Genomic DNA, 24804 nt, shown 5'->3' with positions numbered 1-24804 from the left:
ACGCCGAGGGCGGCGTTCCCTACAAGATGACAAAAAACTGCCGCACATAAGCACGGTACTTATACAGAAGTTTTTACGTGAGGCACGGGGGTGACTCCCCGCACTGCTGGGAGATGTCACGCAGTGACAGAGGGGAACGCCGAAGAAGGCGTTCCCTGCAAGATGACGAAAAAGCTGCCGCACATATGTGCAGCAGCAATTATTCTTATTTAAACAGCAGCCTTGTCGCTGTTGTGCTTTGTTTCTTCAGCCTTATCGGGTATGCTTACCTTTTCGATATCAGCACCCAGCGCACGGAGCTTTCCTTCCATGCAGTCGTAACCTCTTTCGATATGGTAGATATCCTCTATCTCAGTAACTCCGCTTGCAGCAAGTCCTGCAATGATAAGCGCAGCTCCTGCTCTCAGGTCACAAGCCTTGACAGGTGCGCCCATGAGTTTACCTGTGCCCTCGATAAGAGCGACCTTGCCGTTTACAGTGATATCCGCGCCCATTCTTCTCAGCTCGTCAACATAGCGGAAACGCTGTTCCCAGATATTCTCGGTAATGATACTTGTACCCTGTGCAAAACAGAGCAGAGTTGCTATCTGTGACTGCATATCCGTAGGGAATCCCGGGTGAGGAGCGGTCTTTACATTGGTCTTGACCAGCGGACCGTCTACCCATACTCTTATGCTGTCGTCGAACTGCTCGATGTTTACGCCGATCTTTTCAAGCTTCTTTGTGATGGACTCAAGATGCTTTGGGATAACGTTCTTTATAAGAACATCGCCCTTTGTTGCCGCAACAGCTACCATGAAAGTACCTGCTTCGATCTGATCGGGTATAACTGCGTAAGTAGTGCCGTGGAGGTGCTCCACGCCTCTGATCTTGATAACATCTGTACCTGCTCCCATGATATTAGCGCCCATGGAGTTGAGGAAGTTGGCAAGATCCACGATATGCGGCTCTTTAGCTGCATTTTCGATTATTGTGAGACCCTCTGCCTTGACAGCTGCGAGCATAGCGTTCATAGTAGCTCCGACGGTAACAACGTCAAAGAATATCTGGCTGCCCATGAGCTTGTCTGATGTAAGGTCGATCATGCCCTGACTGAGGGTATACTTCGCACCGAGAGCTGTGAAAGCCTTCAGATGCTGGTCTATAGGACGATCACCGAGGGGACATCCGCCCGGCATCGACACTCTTGCTTTATTGAATTTACCGAGAAGCGCACCGAGGAAATAGTAAGAAGCACGCATTTTTCTTGCATATTCATAAGGAACACAGAATTTATTTATAGTGGTAGGATCAATTCTGTATGCGTCCTTGCCGATGTTTGTTACTTCTGCACCCATTTCTTCGAGAATACGGATACAGATCCTGACATCGCTGATATACGGAACATTTTCGATAACGCATGGTTCGTCTGAAAGTATGACTGCCGGAAGAATTGCTACAGCTGCATTTTTAGCGCCGCTTATAGTAACTTCACCCTCAAGGCGTCTGCCGCCTTTAATAACAAACTTATCCAAATATTTTCTCTCCTTATTTTTCGGGGGTTATATTTTTCTGTTCCCGAATTTCTTTCTCTTGTTCCTCGGCATAAAACGCCGACAATATAAATTATTGAGCATGATGCTCAAAAATTATCCATTATAATCGGAAATATTCCAGCGAACCTCTCCGCCGTCGTACTTCTCGACTGTTACAGACTCGATAATGACATCTTCCTTTGGCTTGTCTGTAGCATCATCGACCTCAACGTTCTGAACGTCGAAAACTACGTCAAGACCGTCAAAGACCTGTCCGAAGACAGTATAGCTGCCGTCGAGCCACGGGCTTCCGCCGTATGTGGAATACACTTTCTTCTCGTTATCCGTGAAAGCATAACCGCCGTCTTCAAGCTGCTGTATGGTACTTTCGTCGTATTTTTCGCCTGTAACTATATAGAACTGGCTGCCGTTCGTAGCTGTATTGCCGCTGTTCGCATAGGCAACAGCTCCTGCGGCGTGGATAAGATGCGGGTCAGTACCTCCGTCGAAGCCTCTTTCGTATATGGATTCTCCGCCTGTACCGTCACCGTTTGGATCTCCGCCCTGTATCATGAAGTCCTTTATCACTCTGTGGAAGGTAAGACCGTTGTAATAGCCCCTATTAGCAAGCTCGACAAAGTTTTCAACGCCCTGATCTGCGTACTCGGGGAAAAGCTTTATCCTGACAGGGTGGTCATAGCCCTTGAGCTTCATGCTGACGATAGTTTCGCCTTCTACAGGTGCGGTAAAGTTTGATACCGTAACATTCTCCTTGCCTGTGGACGCTTTGATCTCATCTGCATCGAACTCGTCGTAGTCGGTGATATACCAGCGTATCTCCTCACCGTCGTACTCGCCGACAGTTACCGACTCCATTATAACGTCCTTCAGAGGCATTGAGGAGCTCTGGTTGACGCTTACGCACTGTATCTTGAAGATGATATCAAGGCCGTCTATGACCTGTCCGAATACCGTATAGTTTCCGTCGAGCCACGGAGCTCCGCCGATCGTCTTGTACATAGCCTTTGAATTATCGGAGAAAGCGTAGCCTTTCTGCTCAAGTGAGGTGAGATCCTCGTCTGTATATTTAGTTCCCGTTACCACGTAGAACTGGCTTCCGTCAGAGGAAGTACCGCCGCTGTTTGCATATGCAAGAGCGCCTGCTACGTGAATGAGGTGCGGGTCTGTGCCGCCGTCGAACTTACCGCCCCAGATACTTTCGCCGCCCGTACCGTTTCCGAGAGGGTCGCCGCCCTGTATCATAAAGTCCTGGATAACTCTGTGGAACTTCAGACCGTCATAATAGCCTTTTTTAGCCAGCTCCACGAAGTTCTGCACACCCTTGTCCGCGTATTCGGGGAAGAGCCTGAACTTTACAGTGCCGTAGTCCTTTATCTTCATTTCTATGATCGTATCGCCTTTCTGAGGCTCAGTAAAGTTTGCGATATCAACATTTTCGGCTGTTGGAGGAACATATGCCTCTGTAGAGCCTGTTGTTGCAGTATTATCCGCATCTGTTGTGCCTGTGCCTTCATCTTTGCCGCACGAAGCGAATGAAGAAGCCGTAAGAGCCGCGCAGAAAATTGCTGCAAGAACCTTTTTGTACATAAAAATTTCACTCCTCATATCGAGAGAACAATTATTATTTTTATTTTATTATGAGTATTTACACTTCAACTTATATATTATACATCATAAAAATCAATTTGTAAATACTTTCCTAACAAATTTGTTGTTTTAAGGCAAAAAACCGCTCCGAAAACGTCTTATTTCAATTGAAATGCAACTACTTTCATTTATTTTTTGCTTTTGCAGCAGTTTCTTTTTCGTCCTTGGACGAATATGTGCCGATCTTTATGGAATTTATCATAACATCGTCCACGGGATACTTGTAATTGCCTGTATTCTGCGTTTCAAGGGAAGCGAGCTTTTCAACAACGTCCATGCCGCTGTAGGTCTGACCGATAACGGTCATCTGCTGCGAAAAGTTCGGTATACCGCCGTTTTTGATGAATGCGTCCGCCAGCACCTCGCTCTCGGAGACTTCTTTCAGCTCCTCCTTGAACTCGTCGTTGAACTCGACTGTGTTCAAAACCATGAAGCGGCTCCCATTATAATAAGTACCGCCGCCGAAGAGCTTCTCCTTCCAGTTCTGGTCGATAGTGGTATTCATCGAGAGGACTGCGCCCTTGAACGGCCACAGATTCTGATGCAGCTCGCGCTCTACCAGCTCATGCGACTTATCATTGGCAGTTCCGTCCTTGTTGGGCGCACCTGCTGCGGAGTAAGCTCCGCTCTCTGAATGGAACACATAAGTATTATCATAGTACCCCTGTTTCGCCAGCTCTGTAAAGTTTGCCACGGCATTTGGAGAATATTCGGGATACAGCACAAATCTGTACTCGCCTATGGAAGTCTCCACAATAGCGATGGGATCGCCCTCCTTGGGACCGTCGAGCTGTACCAGCTTCATAGTCGCGGCATCAATGGTTATATAGTTCGTCTGACGCGCCGAAAGGGTATTGGTCAGCATCATCACAAACGCCGAAACGCCCATTATAAGTGTAAATATCAGGATCGCCCTGACAACATTGTTCCTTTTTATCATTGCTATTTCCTTTCAAATGCATACTGCTTTTATTATACATTCCACGCCTGATTTTGTCAATAGCGGCAAATGCCCACAGCTTATGCAGAATTTTTGCGTGGGATTATCGTTGAAAGGTTTTCTTGGTAGTTTATGTAAAAAATTCTACACCAGTGTGCGGTTATCAGCAAAAATTTTGAAGCAAGTGTTGATTTTTTATCAATTAAGTGCTATAATTATGCTATTATTAAAATTAAAACGATAATATGGAGGATTTAAAACTATGAAAAAATCAGCTTTAAAGCTCACACTGGCTTTTCTCCTTGCAGTATGCACACTTACAGGCTGCGGAGACTCTTCTTCTTCTGACAAGGATTCAGGCAAGGAAAGCAAGGTCGAAACCACAACTGCTGCGGAAAAGACAACCGAAGAATCTACAACAGAAGAAGCTGCAACCGAGGGTTCTACGGAAGAAAAAACAACAACTTCCAAAGACACAGACGCATCTCCTGCTGCTGAAGGCACAGACTTCAAGAGAGGCGTTGTGGAAAATAATGTCTACACAAACGAATTCGCAGGCATCAAGCTTACAGCTCCTGACGGCTGGAAATTTGCAGATGACGAAACAATTCTCAAGATGATGAATCTGGGTGCTGAAACTGCCTACAGCGACAACGCTGACTTAGTAAAGAAGATCGTCGAGCAGGCTACTATCAGCGACGCACTTTGCATGAATTCAACTTCAACACAGAATATTACTATCACATACGAAAATCTCAATAAAAACATTGTTCTCAACACCGATACTACTGCTGATGACTACTACGCAATACTCGAAGCTCAGCTTTCTGCTGTCCCAACTATCAAATACACAAAGACATCAGGCCCCGAAACTATCCAGATGGCAGGCAAGGACTTCTTAAAGGCTGTTTTCAAGGCAGAAATGAACAATATTGAGCTTGAACAGGCATATTATTTAAGACGTGAAGGCGATTTCATACTTCTTATCTCATGCACAGCTTACAATATGGACGACGATATCTCAACATTTGAAAATTATTTCTCTGCTGCTGAATAATCATAACGAGGGTACGTCCTAAACGTAATACTTATACGGGATTCTTTACGCGGGATCATCGGGGAAGCCTTTCTGAGGAAAGGTTTCCCTCAATAATTCATGTAAACTTCCGTATAAGTACCCTCTTTTCATTGATATACCGTGTGTTTGATACAAGTGAAAAAAATTCTTGACAAACTGCTCGGTTTATGATATCATATTAGAAGAGCATTATCTGCTCGTATGATCCGTTATTGAATTCCGGAATATAGATGTGTGGGCCCTGTGCAACAAGACCCCGTGAACCATGTCAGGCGGGAGACCGAGCAGCATTAAGCGGTGCGTGTTGTGTGCCGCAGCAAGCCTGCACATCTATGTTTCGGAATTTTTCTTTGATAGGGAGGATAAGAATGTTCCGTTCCATTCTTGCAGCACGTACAAAACGCGTCCTGCTGTGTTTCTGGCGCAGTATTCCGAAGGCTTTTTCAGCTTCCTTCGTGTTCTCAGTGTTTGTTTTGATAACGCTTATGGCATCAGGTGACGAAGAGACCACTGCTTCAAAGGAGATCACCTCCATGCTCACGACCTTCATGCTCATCTGGGTCATCATATCATTCTATGAAATATCACGGCTAAAGAAAACCATCTTCCACCAGTTCGACGACGACCTCATCGGCAATGCCTTTACAGGCATCAACCACAGGTCAAGGTGCTTTGAGAAGGGGCTGAACCTATTTCACAGAGGCGATTTCAGAAACGCTCTCGAAGTCTTTACCGACCTCAGCAAGGAAGAAAAAGATATGTCCGTCAAGGAAAAAAGCGTGAACGAATTCTACCGCGGACGCTGCTATCATATCCTTGAAGCCTTCCCCAATGCTATAATATGCTACGAAAATGCAGTGGAAAACGGCTTCAGTATCCCTGAACTGCCCATATTTATCGCCCGCTGCTACGCAGAGAACGGCAGCATCAAAAAAGCTGAGGAGCTTTTTATCGGACTGATGCGCGAGGACTATAAATACTACAGCAGAGTACGCTGCGAGCTGGGAAATATGTACCTAAAGCTCAATGACGGCGAAACTGCCCTGAAATGGTTCAATGAAGCCATCGAACGCCGCGAACAGTTCGCAAACGCTCTCGGCGGAGCTGCCATCGCCCAGATACTTCTCCACAATCCCGAGAAGAGCGAAGCCCTGTACACACAGGCGATCCTTAACCATATTGAAGATTCCGTTGGATTTACACGCTACTATAAAGAGATACAGGCAGCAGTCGCGCTTGAAAGCCACAACAAATAACGAAAGGAGAAAAGGCTGTGTATAAGGCTCTTTACCGCAAATGGCGTCCGATGACCTTTGACGACGTTATCTCTCAGCAGTACACTACTGAAGCGCTGAAAAATCAGATAATCAGCGGTAAGACCGCCCATGCCTACCTTTTCACAGGCTCACGCGGCACGGGTAAGACCACCTGCGCACGTATACTCGCAAAAGCCGTGAACTGCCGCAATATGAAGGACGGCAATCCCTGTCTCGAATGCGACATATGCCGCGATGCAGACAGCGGTGCGCTCACAGATATCGTCGAGATAGACGCTGCTTCCAACAACGGCGTTGACAATATCCGCGACCTCCGCGACGCTGCCGTTTATACTCCAGAACGCGGAGCTTATAAAATTTACATCATCGACGAGGTGCATATGCTCTCCGCAGGCGCTTTCAACGCCCTGCTCAAAATAATGGAAGAGCCGCCCCCGTATGTGAAATTCATTCTCGCTACCACCGAGATACACAAAGTCCCTGCGACCATCGTTTCCCGCTGTCAGCGCTACGACTTCCGCAGGATAAAGGCTGAGGACATCGCAAAGCGCATAAGCTATATCGCTCAGCAGGAAGAACTCAACCTCACCGACGACGGCGCTGCCATGATAGCAAAGCTCGCCGACGGAGGTATGCGTGACGCAGTATCCCTCCTCGACCAGTGCTCGGTCTGCGCAGATATCATCAACGCGGAAACTGTCTCAAATGCCGCAGGCATCGCAGGCAGAGACTACCTGTACGATATGCTCGACGCTGTTTCCGACTCCGATACCCCAAAGGCTCTGGCTATAACCGCCAACCTTTACGATATGTCAAAGGATCTGTCAAGACTCTGTGAGGAGCTCATAACTCAGCTCCGCAATATCATGCTCATAAAGGCTTCTCCCGATACCGCCGAGAGCCTTATCGTATGTATGCCCGATGAGCTGGAAAGGCTCAAAGCTATCGCCGAAAAAAGCGATCTTTCCACTGTTATGGACAGGCTCTCCGCTTTGCAGGAGTGCCGCGAGCGTATGCAAAAGGCTATGAACAAGCGCGTCGAGTTCGAGATGTCGCTCATAAAGCTTTGCGGAAATATCAGGAATACAACCGAAAGTATTGACAATTCTGAAATTTATGATAAAATAAAACAGTTGGAGAACAAGATCAACTCAGTTCCGAGAGCCGCTGCTGCGGCTTCACAAGCTCCCGAAGAACCGGAAGTTATGGAAGCAAGCGCCGCTCCTGCGGACGAGAAGATCGTTCCTTCCATAGATATCAAAAAGCTGAAGCCCGAAGATATCGTCCCCTGCGACCGCTGGGAGGACGTACTCGAGGAGTTCAGGAAGATCAATCCTGCCGTTGCGGGAAGTCTCGACGGCTCTTTCGCAGGCACAGCAGGCAATTATATCTTCATCACCGCTCAGAACCGCTTCTTCATGGAGCTGTTCAAGGTCAAGGAGAACGCAAATTCACTGGGTATGGCTATCGCCAATGTGCTCGGTCAGCGATTCATAATCAAGGCAAGATGCTCAACTACTGTCACCGAACAGAAGAATCTCGCCGAGAACCTCATTAAAAAGGCTATGGAAAGCCAGATAGAGACTGCAGTGGATAAGCAGTGATCTTGTAGCGGCGAACTGTTTTCGCCCGTCATGAGAAAATTAATATTCGACCCTTGCGGACGACCAATGACCGTCCCTGCAAAATATAACATGAAACTCATATGTAGTAACGCCGTCCTCGGCGTTCAGCGTAATCAAGTTCAAAAGCAATTAACTTTGCTTGATATAAAAATTAAGAAATCATATTTTCAAAGGAGAATTTTAAAATGAAAGCAAGAATACCAAAGAACGTAAACGGCGGCGGCGCTCAGAACATGAACCAGATGATAAAGCAGGCTCAGAAAATGCAGGATCAGATCACTGAGCTCCAGGAAGATATCGAAGCAAGAGAGTTCTCCGCTACAGCAGGCGGCGGAGCTGTTGAAGTTACTATAACAGGCAAGAAAACTATCAAGTCCCTTACTCTCAAGCCTGAGGTCGTTGATCCCGAGGATATCGATATGCTCCAGGATCTCATCATCAGCGCTGTAAACGAAGCTATCAACAATGTTGAGACTACTACAGAAGCTGAAATGAGCAAAATCACAGGCGGCGTTTCTCTCCCCGGTCTTTTCTGATAGATAATGGCTGACCATAACGCGCTCCCACTGGTAATACTGGCGGAGAAGTTCGCTTCGCTCCCGGGTATCGGCATGAAATCGGCTCAGCGTCTTGCTTACCATGTAATGTCTATGGATACGGAGGCTGTCGAGGACTTCGCAAAGGCGCTGATCGACGCAAAGAAAAACGTTCACTGCTGTAAGTGCTGCCAGAATCTCACGGAAAGGGATATCTGCCCTATCTGCGACGACCCCGAGCGCGACAAGAGCGTCATCTGCGTTGTCGAGAACCCCAAGGACGTTACAGCCTTTGAACGTACAAGAGAATACGGCGGCGTTTACCATGTGCTTCACGGTCTGCTCTCACCTATGGACGGCATTACTCCCGATAAGCTCCGCGTCAAGGAGCTCCTTGCGAGAATTGCCGAGGGCGGTGTTCGGGAAGTCATAATGGCTACCAATCCCACTGTCGAGGGCGACGCTACTGCTATGTATATCGCAGGTCTGCTCAAACCAATGGGCATCAAGGTAACTCGTCTTGCATTTGGTCTGCCTGTAGGAGGTATACTGGAATACGCCGACGAGGTAACGCTGTTCAAAGCGCTTGAAAACAGAAACGATATGTAAAAAACGGGCGTTATGCCCGTTTTTTTGCAGCGTGACGCTGCACCCTAACCACGTTGCCGCTTGTTCCACGGACTTACGGTTCATCAAGTCACGGCACTGTTATTCGCGGACTGCCAAAGGCAGCCCCTACATATCGGGTCAGGTCACATTTTATGCAAGGTGTTGGCGGGGAATATCCGCCCTGCAAGATCAGGAGGACTTTATATGCTGAAAAAAATTCTCAGCGGCGAGAGCTGCGCTAAATGCAGACTTTGCTGCATCTTCGACCGCTATGACGTTTGGGAGACCCCCGTGTTTACGGCGGAGCTTTGCGAAAAAATAAAAGCCGTCCGCCCTGAGACCGAGTTCATCTCAAAGGACGGCGGCTATATATTCAAAGTTCATGAGCTTCGCGGCGACGAACTCTTCTCGTGTCCTGCACTTACGGAAAACGGCTGTATGTTAGGCGACGAGAAGCCCTTCGACTGCCGCATATGGCCTTACAGAATAATGGAAGTCGGCGGCAGACGCGCCATAACCTTCGCTTCTATCTGCGACGAGCTCTACCACCGCCCGCTTTCTCAGCTTGTGGACTTCCTCAAAGAAGGACTGGCAGACACTATCTTCGCCTACGCAGACCTGCACCCCGAGATCGTCAAGCCATACTACGAAGGCTACCCTGTGCTCATGTTCGAGCGCAAGCCATTGTAATATTTTTGTTGGAAACGGCGTTCTCGACAGCCCATTAGGGGACGACTTGGGAATCCGTTCATGGGCGCGGCAAGTTATTAAGTCCTGTCCTGATTTACGGAGAAAATATCCGCCACCTCGGTAAGGGTGATATAGGCAAGGGGGTCTATTTTCTGGACAATGTCCTTCATCTTCATGACCTGAAAGCGGTTCACCACGAAGTACAGCAGTGTGCGTTCCTCGCCCGAATATCCGCCCATTGCCTTTATAAGTGTCATTCCGCAGCCGAACTCCTCCATGAGCTGCTTTTTTATATCATCGGGCTTTGCCGTTATTATCATGGCTGCCTTTTCGCGCTGCAAGCCGTCCACGATGTAGTCCACGGTCTTGAGAGCTGCTCCGTATGTGACTATTGAGTACAGCGGCAGTATCCAGCTGTGTATGACAGTTCCGCACACGATATACAGCACCACGTTATAAGCCATTACAAACGAACCCACGGACAGTCCTATGCGCTTTGCGAATATTACCGCCATGACTTCGATGCCGTCCATCGCTCCGCCGAAGCGTATGGCAAGACCGCTGCCTATTCCCGATATCACGCCGCCGAACAGCGCACACAGCAGCAGGTCCGTACCTGCCAGCGGCGAGGCTATGCTCACATCTATGGGCAGAACATCCGTTATCAGCCACGACATCACGGAATACACGGCTACGGTGTATATGGCAGATACGGTGAAGCTCCCGCCCTGCTTCTTCAGTCCGTACATGAACAGCGGTATATTGAGCAGTATCAGGAACAGCGACAGCGATAATGCGTCGGGCGTTACCTGAGCCAGCAGCATGGAAGTTCCCGAAATGCCGCTGTCATAGAGCTTCACAGGCATGAGGAACAGCGTGATGCCAAATGCGTTCACAACTCCTGCTATTGTAAGCATGAAAAATCGGAACAATCCGATATTTTTAACGCTCTCTATTATTTTATTCATTAATGCCCCCATCTCGAAATAAGTATAAAAGGGACATTTCATAACTGAAATGCCCCTTTGCGATCATTTCTTGATCTTATCCACGATATCGCCGACCTTGTCCTTGACCTTAGCGATATTTTCCTTGGTAGCCACCTTGCCTATCATGTCTTTTGCCTTTTCGAGGTTCTCTTTTGTAGCAAGCTTTTCGATCTTCTCATCGGGAAGGTCGATGCCTGTTTTTTTCTCAACGGTTTCTATTGCTTTTTTGATCTCCATGATGGGATACCTTCTTTCGTAAAAATTTGTACTTTTATTATATCACATCATTCATAAAAAATCAATATTTTTTTGGATCTGCACCCATGTAATCTCAAATTTGCCAAAATACAGGCAATTGCAACCGCCGATTGACAAATTGTAAAGCGCGGTTGCTTGTATGTAACTGCCGAAAATGTTAGAATATGACCATAGACCGAGGGACGTTCCCGAGGAAATAAATGATATGGAGGATACGTATATGATACTCGCAGACAAGATAATCGAACTAAGAAAAAAATCAGGGATGTCACAGGAAGAACTCGCCGAGAAGCTCGGAGTGAGCCGCCAGTCTGTTTCAAAATGGGAGGGCGCACAGTCTACTCCCGACCTTAACCGTATATTACAGCTATCACAGATATTCAATGTAAGCACCGACACTTTACTTAAAGATGAAGCTGTTCTCCCTGACGACACCGCTCCTGCTGTTGAGGCAGCTGTTGATACAGAACCGCCTCTGCACAAAGTTTCTATGGAAGAGGCTAATAATTTCCTTGCAGAAAACCGTAATAGAGCTGTCCGCACTTCTATCGGAGTTGTGCTCTGCATAATTTGCGCCGTTCCCACTATACTTCTTGATGGAACTGTAAAATCAAAACATCTGGCAGATGTTATAGGTATACCATTTATGTTCATACTTATAGCTATTGCAGTAACTCTTTTCATTATCTCAGGATCAAAAATGAAAAAATACGAGTACCTTGGAAAAGAGGGCATTGATACGGAATACGGCATCTCCGGCATGGTAAAGGAGAAAAAAACGAACTTTGAGCCTAAATTCATCATAAGCATCATTGCAGGCGTTGTTATGTTCATACTTTCGTTCATACCTGCCATACTCTTCGATGAGCTGTTTCCTGATACCGTTTTGTCAGACGTATTCCCGGGTGCGATATTTTTCGTTATAGTTGCTGCCGGAGTATTTCTGATAGTCCGTGCAAGCATTATAATGGGCGGCTACAAGAAGCTTCTTGAAGAAGATAACTTCGCAAGGGATAAGAAAGCAAGGGAGAAGTATGCTTCCGGTGCAATGTCGATTTACTGGTGTATAGTGACCGCCGGCTATCTCGGCTGGAGCTTCCTCACGTTCGATTGGGGAAGAACATGGATAGTATGGCCTGTTGCAGCTGTTCTTTCACCTGTCGTTAATATCATCTTCTCGCAAAAGAAAAATTGACAATCTCCCCCTTTTGTGGTATAATCTGTGAAAAAGGGGTGAGCATATGTCTGATTTTGATGATAATGATTATTCGTTCTACTTTCAGGAAGACAGCTATAAATATGATGACATTTCAGATAACAAAAAGATAAAAAAACATATCAGGCTGGATATTTTACTCTATTCTATTGTTATTATTGGCGTAATACCTTTTAATATGCTGCTTGGATCAATATCTGATGCTTTCACAAAAAAAGTTATAATATATGTTTATGTACTGATATTCGCTGCAATAGCCTTCTATGATTCCTATAAGAAAATACACACTCATCTTACACTCGTAACTAAATGCACACAGCTTGTAAATGCTCAGTGTTTCTCCGTTTCGCCTGTAACATACATATCAGATAACAGATTCACATACCATCCTGCATATAAGTATATCTGGAACGGTGTCAAATACGCAGCTTCTATCGGCAAAACCGAAACAAAACGCAAAAAAGGCGAGGTTTATCCTATAATGATAAATCCGTCTGATCCGCTGATGATATACGATCCCTTTGCGCAGCGCAGAAAAACATCGGTTGTAATAGCCGAAGCTGTTATTCAGACAATAGTACTACTTGCAATTATGGTATTTACATTGGTGGCTTTCCAATATAAAACGCTATTTAATTAATAAACGAATAATTGACAACGCCCCCTTTTTGTGGTATAATTTCCGCAAAAGGGGGCGTTTTTATGAAAAGACACGAAGACGACATGATGAACTACGACGAAAACGGCTACTATACCGACGAAAAGCCGCAGACTGACAACAATAGTTCATCTTTGATCAAAAAAATAATCGGAATACTGGTGGTACTGTACTTTTTTGCAACCATTTTCTATATGTTCAGACTTTCACAAACCGAAGGCAATGACTACAAGATAATAATATCGTTTGTGCAGCTGTTCGCTGTGTTCGGCATATTGGGACTTATTTCCAGTGCTGTCAAAAAGCATAAGCTCGATATCGCGTGTCTGGTGATGACAGTTATCAGTATATCGGCAATTTTAGCTATATTTGCGTACCGTAACGGCTCCGATGACATTAAAAAAGTTCTTATAAAGATCGGTTTATGCCTGTTCTTCATGATATTCATTGTTATCGGTATCGTTGTAATTATAGCGGATTTTCGCGGTTCAAAGGGCAATGCCGAAAGGTGCACGATATTCGTCACGGCGACCTGTGTCGATGTCAGCACCTCAACGACCCGTGTAAACGGCAGGATCACAAAAATATACTACAATCCAACATATGAATACACCTACGAGGGAGAGACATACAAGAGCTACATAAATAACATCAATGAAATACGCGAAAAGAATATGAACTATGATATCATGATAGACCCTGACGACCCAAAGGTCATCTATGAGCCTGCCAGAGTCAACAGCCACTTTTTTGCAATAATTTTCGGCTTGATGTTCGTTGCTATGCCGCTTGCTATGATGATAACGATGTTAATAATTATTTAATGGCAATAATAAAAGGCAGTCCGAATGGACTGCCTTACGTTTTATCAGAGCTTTTTCTTTTCTTCCTCGATGAGCTTCAGGAGGTCGTCAACGGACATATCCGCAGCCTTCTTCTTGCGCTCATTGCGCTCGGTCTTATTGATTATATCCGAGATATCAGGAGTGCTGCTCTTCTTTGGCGGCTTTGGAGCTGCTGTGGAAGGTGCTGACTGACTTCTCAGAGGAGTTGTCTTAGGAACATCGTTTCTTGACATTTCAGCAAGCTGGCTCTTGGAAAGGATACCTGTATTATCGGGTATCGGCTCGGCAGGAGCTGCGGGCTGCTGAGGAGTGCTTGTTGTCTTGATGTTGAATGTGCCTGTACGCTCAGCCTCAGCGGTCTTGCGGAGCATTTCCTCTCTGAGGGCATCGGCTGTAGGAGCTGTTGAAGAAGAACTTCCCACATTCTTTGCAGCAAAGGTGCTCTCAGCACTGCGCTGTGCCTTGAACTGCATTGTACGCTCCTTTTCCTTCTGGTAAGGAGAATCGGGATTTACCTTCTTCTGGCTGAAATTCTCGGCAATAGACATCTTCTTGCGCTCAAGCTCGTTGCTTGGCTGTATCTCCTGTGAAGGTTCAAACAGCGGATTGCCTGTCTTGTCGTGAGCATTTTTCCTGTTTTCCGAAAGCTCCTTCTGCTTCTCCTTTTCGTCGTACTGGTAGAAGCCAAAGTCGTCCTCGTCGTCGTCCTTTGAGGAAGCGATCTTAGCGATGAGGAATATTACAAGAAGCACACACGGAAGAACGAGCAGAACAAGTATGCCCTTTACACTTGAAGCGAACGAGATGAGTGTTCCCAGCTCTGCACTTTCCATATGACCTGTACAGAGAGCAGCTATCTTCTCCTTCGGAATGGACTCCTCACTTCCGATATTGGAAGCATCGGAGGTTATATACTTTTCTGTGCCGTCCTCAGCGGTAACGATATCGAATATGCTGAGCACATGGAGCTTATCGGGATCGTTTGCAGGATATGCAAGAACTATATCGCCCTTCGCTATCGAGAGATCCTTTGCGTCGGGAGCTACGAGAGCTGCGCCGTTAGTGACATTGCTGCCCATATTGTCGGACTCCTTGACGATATAAACGTAATTGCCCAGTATCTTCGGAGTTTTGCCGCCTGAAAAAGCTATATTAACCACGATCGACAGTACGATCAGTATCACACATATCAGAATGAGAACGAATTTAAGTATTGAAAAACCTTTTTTCTTTTCCATAGATATCACCTTTTCATATTTTTTGTTGTCTTATATTTGATCTACACTTTCCCATGCGGCTCTGTTTTTCGCAAACCGCTTTATCTATTATATCACATAATATAGCAAATTTCAAACATTTTCTAAGTTTTATATTTTAAAAATATATTTTTCGTTTTTCTGCCATTTTTCTATAGTGTTTGTGCACAATTTTTAAAGATGTTTTCTGACGTTTTGGGCATAATGTATACTGAGCTCACGCTGTTCCGCGATTATTTTTTCTGTTTTTTGGCGATTTTCCGTAATACGTATATTTAGTGGATAAATATTTGTTGAAATAACCACTTGAAATATTTATTAAATCATAGTATAATTTGTTTGTATACTTCTTGTAAAGTGGCTTTTGGCTTTTCGCAAAAGGGCTACTGTATACAGCAGGGGAGATTATACAACAGGTAATATAGCCGCTCGTGCGGCAGAAGGAGATCAGTTATGACTACAAGAAAAGCAAACCCTCTTATGGACAGAATCAAAGAAGAGTTTCCCAAAAAACTCCAGCTTTTATACAGCGTTTCTCCCGAGGAAGCTTCCGACAAGCAGGTCTATCATGTACTCTCTGCTATTATTGTCGAGCTGCTTGGCTCAAAGAGGCAGAGCTTCATTAATCATACACACTCAGTGGGCGGCAAGCAGATCTACTACCTTTCCATGGAATTCCTCATGGGACGCTCCCTCAAAACAAGCATCTATAACTTAGAGCTTGCTGACGGCATAAAGGATATGCTGAAGCAGTATGATATAAACCTCGACAAGATCTATGAGTACGAGCCTGATGCAGGTCTCGGAAACGGCGGTCTCGGCAGACTTGCTGCCTGCTATCTGGACGCGCTCGCAACCATGAACTTCCCTGCTATGGGCTATTCCATATGCTATGAGTACGGTATCTTCCAGCAGAAGCTTGAGGACGGCTGGCAGACAGAGCTTCCCGACAACTGGCTCCCGGGCGGTTCGGTATGGCTCGTTCCGAAGCCCGAGCTCTCCATTGATATCCATTTCGAGGGCGATCTTCAGGAGTACTGGGACAATCAGTACCACTACATCTCCCATGTGAACTACAGCACCGTTGTGGCTACACCTTACGATATGTATGTTTCGGGCTACGGCTCTGACGGCGTATCCGTTCTCCGTCTGTGGACCGCAAAAGCTCCTAACTTCGACATGGAGATGTTCAATAAGGGCAACTACGATAAGGCTCTTGCTCAGAACTCTATCGCAAATGCTATATCAAAGGTTCTCTATCCTAACGATAACCACCACGAAGGAAAGAGCCTCCGTCTGCGTCAGCAGTACTTCCTCTGCGCAGCTTCGATAGGCGATATCGTAAACACTCATATGAACGTTTACGGCACTCTTGAAAACCTTGCAGACAAGGTAGCTATCCACATAAATGATACTCACCCGACCCTCGCTATCCCCGAACTCATGAGAATACTCCTTGACGACTGCGGATACGGCTGGGATCAGGCATGGGACATCGTTACAAGAACTTTCGCTTACACAAACCACACAGTTATGGCAGAAGCTCTCGAAAAATGGGACGTTAACCTCGTAAAGACAGTTATCCCGAGAATATTCTCCATAATCGTTGAGATAAATAACCGCTACTGCCAGTCTCTCATGGAGAGAAACGGCGGCGACAGCGCTAAAACTACACGTATGTCCATAATCAAGGACAATCAGATACACATGGCAACTCTCTGCGTTGCTGCTTCTCACAGCGTAAACGGTGTATCAAAGCTCCATTCGGAGATAATCAAGCAGTCTGTATTCCACGAGGAATATGAGAATACTCCCGAAAAGTTCAAGAACGTTACCAACGGTATCGCTTACAGAAGATGGCTCTATCAGTCCAACCCGGGACTCACAGACCTCCTCAGCGAGACTATCGGCAAGAAGTTCATCAAGGACGGCGCTGAGCTGGAAAACTTCCGCAAGTTCCAGGACGACAAGGAAGTTCTCGCAAAGCTCATGGACGTAAAGAAGGCAAACAAGGAAGCCTTCGCAAAGTACGTCAAGAACGAATCAGGCATTATCCTCAATACCGACAGCATCTTCGACGTTCAGGTAAAGCGTCTCCACGAATATAAGAGACAGCACCTCAACGTTATGAATATACTTGCAGATTACGCATATCTGCTCAATGACCCCGACGCTCCTTTCACTCCAAAGACCTATATCTTTGCTGCAAAGGCTGCTCCGGGATACTACCTTGCAAAGCAGATCATCAAGATGATCTGGGCTATCTCCGAGGAGATCAGAAAGAACCCCAAGATCAGCCAGAAGCTCTCTGTTGTATTCCTTGAGAACTACTGCGTAACTCTCTCCGAGCACCTCATGCCTGCATCTGATGTATCAGAACAGATATCTCTCGCAGGTACGGAAGCTTCGGGAACAGGCAATATGAAGCTCATGCTCAACGGCGCTGTGACCCTCGGTACTCTCGACGGTGCTAACATCGAGATCAAGGAAGCCTGCGGCGACGATAATATCGTTATCTTCGGCATGACGACTCCCGAGGTAAACGATCTCAAGGCAAGAGGCTACAGACCTATCGAATTCTACAACAGCGACGCGCGTATACGTGAGGGCATCGACCGTATGTACCACGGCATCAACGGCTGTACATTCAACGATGTGGCAAATTCACTGAAGGACAGAGATCCGTATATGGTCCTCGCAGACTTCGACAGCTACAGAAAGGCTCAGCAGTACATCACCGAATGTTACAACGACAAGTTCAAGTGGGCTAAGATGTCACTCAATAATATCGCAGGTGCGGGTATCTTCTCCGCAGACCGCGCTGTTACCGAGTACGCTGAAAATATCTGGCATTTAAGATAAGCAATATCCAAAATAGGGGGCGGGTCAACTTCGTCCCCTTTTTAAACTATTCTGAGGTATGCAGTCTATAAAATAAGAAAACGGAGTGTTTTTCTATATGAGACCTTTATATGATACATGGAATCTGGGCTATAAATCAATTTTCGGAGCTGTAAGGCAATTCGAGACCTGCCGCTTCACTATACGTCTGCCAAAGGACGTTAATCCCGACTTTTCGCCTGTTCTCGTTCTCTTCCGAACAGGCTTCAAGGAGCGTTTCATCAACATGAACGAAGTTACCGAGGAGGACGACTGCTTTGCATACTCCGCGGTGTATAACGCAAGATATACCGACGTTCATTTCTATTACTTCTCGTATACCGAGGGTGGAATCCGCCACTATATCAAGAAGATCAATATCCATGAGGGCGGTCTCGACCACGGCGAAATGTTCCAGCTCACTGTCTACAAGAACCGCTACGAGACTCCCGACTTCCTCAAGGGCGGCATAATGTACCAGATTTTCCCCGACCGCTTCTGCAACAGCGGCAAGCCAAAGGAAAATATCCCCGACGGACGTATTCTCCGCAAAGATTGGGGCGGAACTCCTCTTTATAAGCCCGACAAGAACGGTCACGTATGGAACAACGACTATTTCGGCGGAGATTTCGCGGGAATACAGTCAAAGCTCCCGTATCTCCACGACCTCGGCGTTACCTGCATCTACCTCAACCCGATATTCGAGTCTCACGAGAACCACCGCTACAATACCGCTAATTATATGAAAGCCGACCCCCTCCTCGGTACGAACGATGAGTTCGAGGAGCTGTGTCAGGTCGCCGAAAATTACGGTATATCAATAATTCTCGACGGTGTATTCTCTCACACAGGTGCGGACAGCGTTTACTTCAATAAATTCGGACGATATGATACTGTCGGCGCTTTCCAGTCCAAGGACAGCCCTTATTATGACTGGTATACCTTCATCGACTACCCGAATACCTACGAAGCATGGTGGGGTATTGATACCCTCCCTAACGTATGTGAAAACAACGAGGACTACACCGAGTTCATCTGCGGCGAGGAAGGTGTTCTCCGCTACTGGCTCGACAAGGGCGCAGCAGGCTTCAGACTTGACGTTGCCGACGAGCTTCCCGAGGAGTTCCTCTGCAACCTCAGAAAATGCGTAAAGGGCTACGATAAGGAAAAGGTGATTATCGGCGAAGTCTGGGAGGACGCTACCACTAAGGAAAGCTACGGAATCAAGCGCCGCTACCTCCTCGGAGATCAGCTCGACTCGGTTATGAATTACCCCTTCCGTGAGGCTATAATCTCCTTCATGAAGGGCTGCAAGCCTATAGAATTCATAACCGCTGTCATGAATATCGTCGAGAACTACCCCAAGCCTACTATAGATGTGCTCATGAACTTTGTCTCCACCCACGACATCGAACGCGCTATAAACCGCCTCGGCGGCGACAACTGCGACGACAAGAGCAAGGACTGGATGGCAGAACGCTACCTCTCGGACGAACAGTACAACCACGGAAAAGAAATGCTCAAGGCTGCTATGGCTCTGCTCTTCTTCCTTCCGGGTATACCATGTATCTACTACGGCGACGAGGCAGGTCTTCAGGGCTACAAGGACCCGTTCAACCGCCGCTGCTACCCGTGGGGACACGAGGATAAGGAGCTTATCTCCTATGTTTCGGCTCTCAGCCGTATCAGAAAGTCTATCCCGAATATGAAGGACGGAAGAATATACTTCGTCATCAACGAGAAGGAAGTCCACGACAGCCGTCTTATCGGCTTCACCCGTCAGGGACAGAAAATGGACTATATCTTCTTCATCAACAGAAGCGGCGATACAGTTCAGCTCAGCAATATGAGCTCTATCCTCGATCGCTTTGAAGGCTTGCAGGCGTTCTACGGTACGTTCATGGACGACACCTTAACTGTAAAGCCTTACGGATATACCATTATCAAGGCTAAATTCATCAAGTAAAACGTATACGTATATAAGAAAAGTTGAGAGTCTGCGTACATACAAACTCTCAACTTTTCACTCTGTCAAGGTGATAATTTTATGAGAATGTGCATTGTAAATGCTCCATGCAAGGTCTGAGGGAATCTGCATGGAGATCAAAAGCTGAAACTTCGCTCTCTCTGACTTTGCATTTCCGACGATAATACTATCCAAAGGAGCAAAGTCATATGAAATATTCAATAAAACATCTTAAATACTACCTTTTACTCTGGAGCACACAGTCCGCATCTGCCCTCGGCAGCTCTATGACCAGCTATGCGCTGGTGCTGTGGCTCTACATGAACAGCGGTTCTGCACTGAAAACCGCTATGCTCACTATATGCTCATACACTCCGTATGTGCTCATGAGCATATTCGCAGGAGCTCTCAGCGACAAATGGAACAAAAAACGCACCATGCTGGTGTGTGACCTCTTCGCGGCAATGACTACCGCTGCGGCTTTCATACTCATAAAGTCAGACTCGCTTCAGCCGTGGCATCTGTACGTCATAAACGCTCTGAACGGTCTTATGAATACCGTTCAGCAGCCTGCAAGCGAGGTCGCTTCAACACAGCTAATACCAAAGGAGTACTACCAGAAGACCAGCGGTCTGCGCTCATTTTCGCAGTCGCTCAATTCGCTGCTAACTCCCGTACTGGCAACAATTCTCTTTACATTCGGCGGTATATCGGCAGTTATGAGCATCGACCTCATAACGTTCGCGGCTGCGTTCACTGTACTGCTGCTGTTTATACACATACCCGAACCCCAAAGCGTTGAAAAGTCAAAAGAAACGCTTCTTGCTTCGGCAAAAGCAGGTCTTGCATGGCTCAGAAAGAATACTCTCGTTCTGAAGCTGATATTCTTTCTGGCAGGCATAAACCTCATCGCTTCGGCTCATACAGCGGCTCTGCCCGCAATGCTGCTCTCAAAGGCATCGGGCGGCAAAAACGTCCTCGGTGCGGTAAATTTCTTCGCAGGAGCGGCTTCTCTCGCAGGAAGCATGATAGCTTCTTTCGCACCTGCTCCGAAAAACCGCGTCCGTGCAATATGCCTTTCGCTGTTCTTCGCCATGAGCACGGAGAACTTCCTGCTGGCATTCGCCGATACCCCTGCTGTATGGTACATCGGCGCGTCAATGGGCTGGCTCCTCATACCGTATATGGGAGCTAATCTGGACGTTATCTTCCGCAGCACCATTCCTGCTGATATGCAGGGACGTGTCTATTCATGCAGGAATACCCTGCAATTCTTCACTATCCCCATCGGCTACCTGTCAAGCGGTTTCCTTATCGACAACATTTCAGAGCCGTTTATGTCACAGCAGTCCGCAGACAGTATATTTGTCTCGCTGTTCGGCATGGGAAAAGGCTCGGGAGCTGCTATGCTATTCGCCGTTCTCGGCGCGGCAGGTGTAGCGGTATGCACTGTATTCAGCGCGATACTCAGAAAAGAGAAAGCTTGATCGTAACAAAAGACCCGAAAGTGAGATATCACTTTCGGGTCTGTCTTTTATTTTATCTTGAACTCAAACTTTCCGTCTGAACACTTCTCATTTGTTTCGACTATTACATATACTGTTCCTTCTTTAAGATCAGGTATCTCGCCTTTCTGGCTGCTGCCTGCCTCAACAGAAAACAGTTCCTTTTTAGTTCCGTCAGCATCATAGTAAACTTTTGCGCTTCCCTTGCCGAGTTCTCCAGAATATGTAAGCTTTCCGGCATCTTCCTTCGCTTTCAGCTCAAATGACATAACACCGCTGAATGATGAGAACTTCAACGAGCCCGATTTAGGCAAATTAGAATGCACACATCCAACAGCATTATAGCTTGATTTGTACTTGCTGTTGCTGTCACAGCTTGTGAAAGCCATTACACTGATGAGCATTAATACAGTTAAAAATATTGATAGTTTCTTTTTCACGTTTAAAACTTCCTTTCTTAGCAGATCTTATCAGTATTGCGTATCGAATTTTATGACATTAATATGTCAATATTCGTTTTTTTAATTATACATCAACTGTGTGTTCTTGTCAATATAAAAATATATATTTCAAAAAATATTTGTCTAATATTCGACATTAGTTCTCATTTTATCCGAGCCTGAATTGTCCACGAGTGGCGTACAAGCGTATTCACCAAAAACACAGTTGTGAAAGTGTATAAATTCGACTTTCTGTCAATTGATTTCGGACAGAAAAAGGGATATAATAATTATTGCTATAAACTTATCAATGTAATAAAGGAATGATATATATGAGTAATAAAGTCGTAAAGTTCGGCGGAAGCTCCCTCGCAGACGCTAACCAGTTCAAAAAGGTCGCTGCTATCATCAAGAGCGATGACAAGCGCAGATACGTTGTACCGTCAGCTCCCGGAAAGCGCTTCTCTGACGATATCAAGATAACCGATATGCTCTATAAGTGCTGCGAGCTCGCAGGAAGCGGTATGGACTTCTCAAAGGATTTCCAGATCATAAAGGACCGTTATAACGGCATCATCTCAGAGCTGGGAATAGATATGTCCCTCGACGCTGAGTTCGATTCTATCGTCAAGGAGCTCAAAGCCCGCCCTGCTAAGGATTTTGCTGCAAGCCGCGGCGAATTCCTCAACGGCAAGGTCCTCGCAAACTACCTCGGCTTCAACTTTGTTGACGCTGCTGACGTTATCATCTTCGATACAAACGGCGTTCTTCTCCTCGACGAGACTGTAAAGGCTGTACGCGAGAAGCTCAGCGGTCTGGACAACGCTGTTATCCCCGGATTCTACGGAAGAACTACCGAGGGCTGCATCAAGACCTTCTCCAGAGGCGGCTCAGATGTTACAGGCTCTATCATCGCAAACGCTGTAAAGGCTGATATCTACGAGAACTGGACCGACGTTTCGGGCTTCCTCGTTGCTGACCCGAGAATAGTCGAAAAGCCCGACGTTATCGAGGTCATCACTTACCGCGAGCTTCGTGAGCTCGCTTACATGGGCGCTTCTGTTCTCCATGAGGACGCTATTTTCCCTGTACGTTCAGCAGGTATCCCGATAAATATCAGAAATACCAACGCTCCCGAGGACGCAGGCACTATGATCGTGGGCAACGACTTCGATTTCAGCAGGGAAAGTCTTAACCATACTATCACAGGCATCGCAGGCAAAAAGGGCTTCAGCACTATCAATATCGAAAAGGCTATGATGAACAACGAGACAGGCTTCGGTATGAAGGTACTCAAAGTCCTCTACGACAACGGGCTCTCATTCGAGCATATGCCTTCGGGTATCGACACTATGAGCATCACTGTCAGCACAGAGAAGCTCTCTCCTGTACGCGACAAGGTGCTTGCAGAACTTCGCAAGGCTGTTAATCCCGATCACCTTGAGATCGAGGACGGCATCGCTCTCCTCGCTGTAGTCGGCAGAAGAATGAAGAACACAAGAGGTACTGTTGCTCGTATCTTCGCTTCTATGGCTCATGCGCGTATCAACGTAAAGATGATAGATCAGGGTTCAAGCGAGCTCAACGTTATCATCGGCGTGAGCGAGAACGACCTCCCTGAGGCTATCAGAAGAATATACGATATGTTCATCGACTCAGAAAAGCAGTGATCTCAAAAACTGCACTTATTTATGGAACGCCCTCTCTTGCAGGGCGTTTTTTATTCACACCTGCGGAGCGCCCGACACGCAGGAGCTGTCAGCCGCTCCCCCTAACTACGCCAATACCTGCAAAAATGCTTTTGTTGACTTTTTTCCACCCCTGTGATATACTAAAGAAAAAACGTATCGAAAGGAATAGCTATGAATCCCCCCGAAATACTTTATATGGTAGTTCCGTGCTATAACGAGCAGGAAGTTCTCAGAGAGACTGCACAGCAGTTAAAAGCAAAATATTCCTCACTGATATCCCAGGGGCTTATCTCTCCCGAAAGCCGCATCGTATTCGTAAACGACGGTTCAGCTGACCAGACATGGGGGATCATAAGCGAACTTCATGCCAAAGAACCCAATTACTTCTCGGGCATCGACCTCGCTCATAACAGCGGTCACCAGAACGCAGTCCTTGCGGGGCTTATGACAGTCAAAGACATCTGCGATATGTGCATAACTATGGACGCCGACCTTCAGGACGATATCAACACCATCGACGAGATGGTAAAAAAGTACTACGAGGGAAATCAGGTCGTATACGGCGTGAGAAGCGCCCGCGACACCGACACCTTCTTCAAAAAGACAACCGCTGAGGGCTTCTACAAGTTCATGAAGATCATGGGCGCTGATGTGGTATACAACCACGCGGACTTCCGCCTTATGAGCAAAAGAGTTTTGCAGGAGCTTTCAGGCTTCAAGGAGGTCAACCTGTTTCTTCGCGGAATGGTACCCCTTATAGGCTTCCAGAACTGCAAGGTGTACTACGAACGCCACGAAAGAGCCGCAGGCGAGAGCAAATACCCCCTGAAACGTATGCTTTCCTTTGCCGTCAACGGCATAACCTCGTTCAGCACAAAACCCCTGAAACTCATCACGGCTCTGGGTCTTATCATGTCGGTAGTCAGCTTTTTTGCCTTTATATGGGCGTTTATTACAAAAATAACAGGCTTTACCGAGCACGGCTGGTCGAGTACCATATGTTCAATATGGCTAATAGGCGGCTTGCAGCTTTTCTGTCTCGGCATAATCGGCGAGTACATAGGCAAGATATACGCCGAAGTCAAACAGCGTCCGCGGTACATAATCGCGGAATTTCTCAGCGATACCAATAAAAAAGAAGAAAAATAACTTTCAAGGAGATC

At 46.5% G+C, this 24804-nt stretch carries 21 protein-coding genes and 1 other RNA gene; 15 read left to right on the top strand and 7 right to left on the bottom strand.

Features of this window, described 5'->3' with window-relative positions:
• Positions 1 to 209: 209 nt before the first annotated feature.
• The 3 genes from K6G33_RS03655 to K6G33_RS03645 form a co-directional block, all read right to left on the bottom strand.
• Positions 210 to 1514 (bottom strand): UDP-N-acetylglucosamine 1-carboxyvinyltransferase, encoded by a 1305-nt coding sequence (locus K6G33_RS03655; RefSeq protein ID WP_296776411.1) that lies wholly within the window; start codon positions 1512 to 1514, stop codon positions 210 to 212.
• A 114-nt stretch (positions 1515 to 1628) separates the two neighbouring features.
• A complete protein-coding gene (locus tag K6G33_RS03650) occupies positions 1629 to 3122 on the bottom strand; it encodes a peptidylprolyl isomerase (protein WP_296776409.1) in 1494 nt (497 codons plus the stop codon).
• Between the two features lie 184 nt (positions 3123 to 3306).
• Positions 3307 to 4122, bottom strand: coding sequence for a peptidylprolyl isomerase (locus K6G33_RS03645; RefSeq protein ID WP_296776407.1), 816 nt, complete (start codon positions 4120 to 4122; stop codon positions 3307 to 3309).
• Between the two features lie 262 nt (positions 4123 to 4384).
• Here K6G33_RS03645 and K6G33_RS03640 point away from each other — a divergent pair, with 262 nt between their 5' ends.
• The 7 genes from K6G33_RS03640 (at position 4385) to K6G33_RS03610 (ending at position 9937) form a co-directional block, all read left to right on the top strand.
• The gene (locus tag K6G33_RS03640) at positions 4385 to 5179 is read left to right on the top strand and encodes a hypothetical protein (protein ID WP_296776406.1); all 795 of its coding nucleotides are present in this window, start codon (positions 4385 to 4387) and stop codon (positions 5177 to 5179) included.
• A 253-nt stretch (positions 5180 to 5432) separates the two neighbouring features.
• Positions 5433 to 5531: signal recognition particle sRNA small type (gene ffs, locus K6G33_RS03635), an RNA gene on the top strand.
• A 37-nt stretch (positions 5532 to 5568) separates the two neighbouring features.
• Complete coding sequence (locus K6G33_RS03630) at positions 5569 to 6456, top strand: lipopolysaccharide assembly protein LapB (protein ID WP_296776404.1); 888 nt, start codon at positions 5569 to 5571, stop codon at positions 6454 to 6456.
• 17 nt (positions 6457 to 6473) lie between these two features.
• On the top strand, positions 6474 to 8081 hold the full coding sequence (dnaX, locus tag K6G33_RS03625) for a DNA polymerase III subunit gamma/tau (RefSeq protein ID WP_296776401.1): 1608 nt from the start codon (positions 6474 to 6476) through the stop codon (positions 8079 to 8081).
• A 206-nt stretch (positions 8082 to 8287) separates the two neighbouring features.
• Complete coding sequence (locus K6G33_RS03620; RefSeq protein ID WP_173450657.1) at positions 8288 to 8638, top strand: YbaB/EbfC family nucleoid-associated protein; 351 nt, start codon at positions 8288 to 8290, stop codon at positions 8636 to 8638.
• A 6-nt stretch (positions 8639 to 8644) separates the two neighbouring features.
• Positions 8645 to 9247 carry a recombination mediator RecR gene (recR, locus tag K6G33_RS03615; RefSeq protein WP_296776398.1) on the top strand — a complete coding sequence of 201 codons (603 nt, stop codon included), beginning with the start codon at positions 8645 to 8647 and terminating at the stop codon, positions 9245 to 9247.
• A gap of 204 nt (positions 9248 to 9451) precedes the next feature.
• Positions 9452 to 9937, top strand: a complete 486-nt coding sequence (locus K6G33_RS03610) for a hypothetical protein (protein WP_296776396.1) — start codon at positions 9452 to 9454, stop codon at positions 9935 to 9937.
• Positions 9938 to 10014: 77 nt separating this feature from the next.
• On the opposite strand, the gene K6G33_RS03605 is transcribed toward K6G33_RS03610, so the two are convergent.
• Positions 10015 to 10905 (bottom strand): YitT family protein, encoded by an 891-nt coding sequence (locus K6G33_RS03605; RefSeq protein WP_296776393.1) that lies wholly within the window; start codon positions 10903 to 10905, stop codon positions 10015 to 10017.
• A gap of 63 nt (positions 10906 to 10968) precedes the next feature.
• Positions 10969 to 11163 (bottom strand): hypothetical protein, encoded by a 195-nt coding sequence (locus tag K6G33_RS03600; protein WP_296776392.1) that lies wholly within the window; start codon positions 11161 to 11163, stop codon positions 10969 to 10971.
• A gap of 226 nt (positions 11164 to 11389) precedes the next feature.
• Here K6G33_RS03600 and K6G33_RS03595 point away from each other — a divergent pair, with 226 nt between their 5' ends.
• From K6G33_RS03595 to K6G33_RS03585, 3 genes are all read left to right on the top strand, one after another.
• Positions 11390 to 12379: a helix-turn-helix transcriptional regulator gene (locus K6G33_RS03595; RefSeq protein ID WP_296776389.1), complete on the top strand. Its 990-nt coding sequence runs from the start codon at positions 11390 to 11392 to the stop codon at positions 12377 to 12379.
• A 46-nt stretch (positions 12380 to 12425) separates the two neighbouring features.
• A complete protein-coding gene (locus K6G33_RS03590) occupies positions 12426 to 13040 on the top strand; it encodes a hypothetical protein (protein WP_296776387.1) in 615 nt (204 codons plus the stop codon).
• A 62-nt stretch (positions 13041 to 13102) separates the two neighbouring features.
• Positions 13103 to 13882, top strand: coding sequence for a hypothetical protein (locus K6G33_RS03585; RefSeq protein ID WP_296776383.1), 780 nt, complete (start codon positions 13103 to 13105; stop codon positions 13880 to 13882).
• 44 nt (positions 13883 to 13926) lie between these two features.
• On the opposite strand, the gene K6G33_RS03580 is transcribed toward K6G33_RS03585, so the two are convergent.
• Positions 13927 to 15141: a hypothetical protein gene (locus K6G33_RS03580; RefSeq protein ID WP_296776379.1), complete on the bottom strand. Its 1215-nt coding sequence runs from the start codon at positions 15139 to 15141 to the stop codon at positions 13927 to 13929.
• Between the two features lie 471 nt (positions 15142 to 15612).
• Here K6G33_RS03580 and K6G33_RS03575 point away from each other — a divergent pair, with 471 nt between their 5' ends.
• The 3 genes from K6G33_RS03575 (at position 15613) to K6G33_RS03565 (ending at position 21492) form a co-directional block, all read left to right on the top strand.
• Complete coding sequence (locus K6G33_RS03575; RefSeq protein WP_296776376.1) at positions 15613 to 18021, top strand: glycogen/starch/alpha-glucan phosphorylase; 2409 nt, start codon at positions 15613 to 15615, stop codon at positions 18019 to 18021.
• A gap of 97 nt (positions 18022 to 18118) precedes the next feature.
• Positions 18119 to 20005, top strand: coding sequence for a glycoside hydrolase family 13 protein (locus K6G33_RS03570; RefSeq protein WP_296776374.1), 1887 nt, complete (start codon positions 18119 to 18121; stop codon positions 20003 to 20005).
• A 209-nt stretch (positions 20006 to 20214) separates the two neighbouring features.
• Complete coding sequence (locus K6G33_RS03565) at positions 20215 to 21492, top strand: MFS transporter (protein WP_296776372.1); 1278 nt, start codon at positions 20215 to 20217, stop codon at positions 21490 to 21492.
• 47 nt (positions 21493 to 21539) lie between these two features.
• On the opposite strand, the gene K6G33_RS03560 is transcribed toward K6G33_RS03565, so the two are convergent.
• Positions 21540 to 21950: a hypothetical protein gene (locus K6G33_RS03560; RefSeq protein ID WP_296776369.1), complete on the bottom strand. Its 411-nt coding sequence runs from the start codon at positions 21948 to 21950 to the stop codon at positions 21540 to 21542.
• A 332-nt stretch (positions 21951 to 22282) separates the two neighbouring features.
• Here K6G33_RS03560 and K6G33_RS03555 point away from each other — a divergent pair, with 332 nt between their 5' ends.
• Complete coding sequence (locus tag K6G33_RS03555) at positions 22283 to 23620, top strand: aspartate kinase (protein WP_296776366.1); 1338 nt, start codon at positions 22283 to 22285, stop codon at positions 23618 to 23620.
• A 192-nt stretch (positions 23621 to 23812) separates the two neighbouring features.
• The gene (locus K6G33_RS03550) at positions 23813 to 24790 is read left to right on the top strand and encodes a glycosyltransferase family 2 protein (RefSeq protein WP_296776364.1); all 978 of its coding nucleotides are present in this window, start codon (positions 23813 to 23815) and stop codon (positions 24788 to 24790) included.
• The last annotated feature ends 14 nt before the right edge of the window (positions 24791 to 24804 follow it).

Origin of the sequence: Ruminococcus sp. (assembly GCF_024691275.1) — a bacterium.
GTDB lineage: Bacteria > Bacillota > Clostridia > Oscillospirales > Ruminococcaceae > Ruminococcus.
Note: the sequence above shows the minus strand (reverse complement) of the source record. Positions and strands in the feature narration are given on the sequence as shown.